General features: G+C 59.9%; 1 pseudogene. It reads right to left on the bottom strand.

Annotated elements, in window-relative coordinates:
* Positions 1-147: 147 nt before the first annotated feature.
* Positions 148-464: pseudogene (locus IMZ11_RS44030) on the bottom strand (hypothetical protein); the annotation flags it as partial.

The raw sequence follows: 464 nt of genomic DNA, 5'->3' as shown, positions 1-464 counted from the left end.
AGGTGTCGTCAGAGGTCACCATCGCGATCGGCAGGGTGAGTTCACTACCGTCGTCGAGGCATTTCAGTTGTAGCGCCACTGCATCCCGGTCCCGTATCTGCCATGTTTGGCAGCGGAATTCGATGAGGTCGCCGACCTGAATTTCGATCATGACCGCACCACCGCGTCCCAGGCGAGCAGACGGTTGAGGTCGGCGTGCAACTGCGCGTTCCACAGCATGTGGTAGACCGCGCAGACCACAAGCTCGTCAGACAGACCAGTGCAATCACGGACTATGTCGACCAGCTCAGCCAACTGCAAGCCTTCGCTTCCAGCCGCCCTCACTCGTGCCACGATCAGCGCGCGAGCGTTCTCGGGGGGAGCGAACCGAGGATGATGGTATCCCGACAGCACCCGCAGATTGCGCTCCACCGCCGTGGTGATCGACGTGAACTCCTCATATTCCCAGCCGATTTCAATACAAC

Source organism: Microtetraspora sp. AC03309, assembly GCF_020826795.1.
GTDB classification, from domain to species: domain Bacteria; phylum Actinomycetota; class Actinomycetes; order Streptosporangiales; family Streptosporangiaceae; genus Microtetraspora; species Microtetraspora glauca.
The sequence above is the reverse complement of the archived record's forward strand: the minus strand, read 5'-3'. Positions and strand labels throughout refer to the sequence as shown.